Source organism: Accumulibacter sp. (assembly GCF_023806565.1).
In the GTDB taxonomy this organism is placed as follows: domain Bacteria; phylum Pseudomonadota; class Gammaproteobacteria; order Burkholderiales; family Rhodocyclaceae; genus Accumulibacter.
This window is the reverse complement of the sequence record NZ_JAMTDV010000068.1, coordinates 1-3,975: the sequence shown is the minus strand read 5'-3', so window position 1 is coordinate 3,975 and position 3,975 is coordinate 1. Positions and strand designations below refer to the sequence as shown.

Annotated in this window: 3 protein-coding genes; 2 read left to right on the top strand and 1 reads right to left on the bottom strand. The window is 65.5% G+C overall.

Annotation, left to right across the window (positions count from 1 at the left end):
- Positions 1 to 269 precede the first annotated feature (269 nt).
- Positions 270 to 1,946, bottom strand: coding sequence for an AMP-binding protein (locus NFV80_RS08385; protein WP_296758363.1), 1,677 nt, complete (start codon positions 1,944 to 1,946; stop codon positions 270 to 272).
- A 302-nt stretch (positions 1,947 to 2,248) separates the two neighbouring features.
- On the opposite strand from NFV80_RS08385, the gene mtnA reads away from it, so the two are divergent.
- Positions 2,249 to 3,334, top strand: coding sequence for an S-methyl-5-thioribose-1-phosphate isomerase (mtnA, locus tag NFV80_RS08380; protein WP_296758365.1), 1,086 nt, complete (start codon positions 2,249 to 2,251; stop codon positions 3,332 to 3,334).
- Positions 3,327 to 3,975: class II aldolase/adducin family protein (locus NFV80_RS08375; protein WP_296758361.1), on the top strand; the 649-nt coding region annotated here is incomplete at its 3' end. The genes mtnA and NFV80_RS08375, both read left to right, overlap by 8 nt.

Here is a 3,975-nt window from a genome sequence, read left to right as displayed (position 1 = left end):
ACAGTTGGGGTGTCTTGCCACAAAGCAGCCACTGGCATCCCGGGCCGAAGGTTGAGCCGGAACTCGCGATCGTGGATCCGAATTCACCCTGCCGTCCATTACCCGAGAGGACAGTGATAAAGGGTGCAGCCCTTGGACAGGGGATGTGGAGAAGGGTCTTGCGCTCGGTGGCTCGTTGAAATGACATGCCGCCCGCAGGCGGCATGACCAAAACGAATCCGGATTCCCGGCCCTGCGATCGGGGCCGGGGTCCGCAGCTCAGTCGGGGCTCAGAACTCGAAATCCTCTTCGTAGAACTCCATTTCGCCGCGTGCGGCGGCGGCCCTGGTCTGTTCGCCCTTGCGCAGTTCAACACGGCGAATCTTGCCGGAAATCGTCTTCGGCAGTTCGCCGAATTCGAGACGCCGAATCCGCTTGTACGGCGAGAGTCGGCTGCGCAGGAAGACGAAGATGTCGCGTGCCAGTTCGCGGCTGGGCTCATAACCGACGCGCAGGGTGAGGAAGGCTTTCGGCACGGCCAGTCGCAAGGGGTCGGGACTCGGCACGACGGCGGCTTCGGCGACCGCTTCGTGCTCGATCAGGACGCTCTCCAGTTCGAACGGGCTGATGCGATAGTCGGAAGCCTTGAACACGTCGTCGGCACGGCCGACATAGGTGATGTAGCCATCGGCATCGATCGCGGCGGTGTCGCCCGTGTGGTAGAAGCCGTCGCGCATCACTTCGGCGGTCTTCTCCGGATCGTCGTCATAGGCAATCATCAGGCCGAGCGGGCGCGGTGAGAGCGTCAGGCAGATCTCGCCTTCTTCGGAGACGTGCCCGTCCATATCGACCAGGCGTACCTGATAGCCGGGCATTGGCCGCCCCATCGACCCGAGTTTGACCACCTGACCGGGCGAGTTGCCGATCTGCGCGGTCGTTTCCGTCTGACCGAATCCGTCGCGCAGCGTGATTCCCCAGGCGTCCCGGACCTGATCGATGACTTCGGGGTTGAGCGGTTCGCCGGCTCCGATCAGCTCGCGCACCTTGACCGGGTACTTGCCCAGGTCTTCCTGGATCAGCATCCGCCAGACCGTCGGCGGCGCGCAGAGCGTGGTCACCGCACAGCGGACCAGCGTTTCGAGGATTGCCGAAGCGGTGAATCGGGCGTAGTTGAAGATGAAGATCGTCGCGCCGGCGTTCCAGGGCGCGAAGAAGCAGCTCCAGGCATGCTTCGCCCAGCCCGCCGAGCTGATGTTCCAATGCACGTCGCCCGGCTTCAGGCCGAGCCAGTACATGGTCGACAGATGGCCGACCGGATAGCTCTGCTGGCTGTGCAGCACCAGTTTCGGCTTCGAAGTGGTGCCGGAGGTGAAGTACAGCAGTTGCGGATCGGTCGCCTTGGTCGGGCCGTCGGGTGCGAACTCGCTCGACCCGGCGTACGCCTGCTCGAGCTGCTGCCAGCCTGCGACGGCGCCGCCGACGGTGATCCGCGTGTAGCTGCCGGGAATCGTGCTGAACTTGTCCGCGTGCACATGACCGATGATTACATGGCGGATTTGCCCACGATCGATGCGGTCGCGCAGATCGTCGGGAGCGAGCAGGGTGGTGGCTGGCGACAGTACCGCACCGAGCTTGATCGACGCCAGCATGGTGTCCCACAGCGGCACCTCGTTGCCGAGCATCATCAGGATCCGGTCGCCACGCCGGACGCCTTGCGCGCGCAGCCAGTTGGCGACCTGGTTCGAGCGCTTCGACATATCGGAGTACGACATCTTCTGCTCCGAGCCGTCCTCGTTGACCACCCACAGCGCCGGGCGGTCGTTGCCCGCCGCCATCACATCGAAATAATCCAGCGCCCAGTTGAATTCATCGAGCTGCGGCCACTGAAAATCGCGATAGGCGGTCTCGTAGTCGGTGCGGTGGGCCAGCAGGAAATCGCGAGCCTGAACGAAGGCCGAATAAGACATGTTTGCTCCTCTCTTGTTGATGAAACCACTCGACAGCCGATCGACGCAGCCTCACGCAACCAGGCAGGGTGCCTGGCAACCGGCGTTCTCCCCGTTCTTGTGCAGGTACGGAGCGCGGCTTCTGGCGGCAGCGACCAGCGCCGCCTTCTCCGCTTTCTTCTTCACACCTGCCCATCTTTGCAGCCGGTATTGTAAGGGACTTGCCATGCCTGGGGGCGTCGTCGGCACGAACTTGGTGCGTGTGGCGGTTGCGCGGACGATCGATCGTCGGCAGGCAGCAGGCGGCTGCTAGAATGGCGTCCATGAAGGTCCATGGCAAGCCAACGCGGACAATCTGGCCAGTGGGCGGCGCGCGCGCCGTCGAGATCATCGACCAGACCGCACTGCCGCACGCGTATCGTGTCGTGCGCCTGAGCAGTCTCGACGACACCGTGCGTGCGATCTGCAGCATGCAGGTGCGCGGGGCGCCGCTGATCGGTGTCACGGCGGCGTACGGGCTGGCTCTGGCGCTTGCCCGGAGCGCCGACGACGCTCTGCTGCAAGACGCGGTACGCGCCCTGGCTGCGACCCGGCCAACGGCGGTCAACCTGCATTGGGCGCTGCTGCGCATGCAGGCCTGTCTGCGCCCACTGCCGCCGTCGGCACGTGCCGATGCCGCGTGGCACGAAGCCGGGCGGATTGCCGAAGAGGACGCCGAACAGTGTCGCCGGATTGGCGAGAACGGTCTGCAGGTGCTGCTCGCCGCTGCCCGCGATCGCTCCCGGCTCGACCTGATGACCCACTGCAACGCCGGCTGGCTGGCGACCGTGGACCACGGCACGGCGCTGGCACCGGTGTATGCGGCGGTCGACCAGGGAATCGGTGTGCATGTCTGGGTGTCCGAAACGCGTCCGCGCAACCAGGGGTTGCTTACCGCCTGGGAGCTTCGCCAGCACGGCGTGCCGCACACCCTGATCGCCGACAACGCCGCCGGACTGTTGCTGGCACGTGGCGGCATCGACGCCGTGCTCGTCGGTGCCGATCGCATGGCGGCCAACGGCGACGTCGCCAACAAGATCGGCACCTACCTCAAGGCGCTGGCGGCGCGGGCGGCGGCGATCCCTTTCTATGTCGCCGCGCCGCGTTCGACGATCGATTTCGCCTGCCCGAACGGTGCGGCGATCCCGATCGAGGAGCGTGCGGCGGACGAACTGCGCCTGGTATACGGCCGCGATGCGAGCAGCGTTGCCGCTCAGCTCCGGCAACTGCCGGCCGACGAGGCGGTTGCCAACCCGGCTTTCGACGTGACTCCGGCGAGCCTGGTCAGCGCGCTGATCACCGAGCGCGGCAGCTGCGCGGCGAGCACCGCCGGATTGCGATCGCTCTATCCGGAGGAGGAATATGACTGAGTTGCGCCAACAGTTGATCGACAGCGCCCGCCGAATGAGCGTGCTCGGACTGAACCGCGGCACTGCCGGCAATGTCAGCGTGCGCGCGGGCGACGAGAGCGACGAGGCTTGCTCCGCTTTCCTGATCACGCCAACCGGCATGGCCTACGACACGCTCGAACCGGAAGACATCGTGCGCATGCGTCTTGACGGAACTTGCACCGGGCGCCGCAAGCCGTCGTCGGAATGGCGTTTTCATCGCGATCTGTACGTGGCCCGTGCGGATGCCGGCGCGATCCTGCATGCCCATTCGCCGTTCGCCACCAGTCTTGCCTGCCTGCGCCGCGACATTCCACCGTTCCACTACATGATCGCGCGCTTCGGCGGGGATCGGGTGCGTTGCGCCGGCTACGCCACCTTCGGCACACAGGCCTTGTCGGACCGCATCCTGCGGGCGATCGACAAGCGTCGTGCCTGCCTGCTCGCCAATCACGGCATGCTGGTGGTCGGCGAAGATCTGTCGCAGGCGCTCGATCTCGCGGTCGAACTCGAGGCGCTTTGCGAACAATACTGGCGTGCCTGTCAGCTCGGCCAGCCGGTGCTGCTCGATGCAACCGAGATGGCTGCGGTACTCGAAAAATTCGCCGGCTACGGGCAGCAGG

What these genes read in the sequence shown, in the direction of transcription:
- NFV80_RS08385 (WP_296758363.1), bottom strand. Translation starts at nt 1,946, where the DNA reads ATGTCTTATTCGGCCTTCGTTCAGGCTCGCGATTTCCTGCTGGCCCAC.
- mtnA (WP_296758365.1), top strand. Translation starts at nt 2,249, where the DNA reads ATGAAGGTCCATGGCAAGCCAACGCGGACAATCTGGCCAGTGGGCGGC.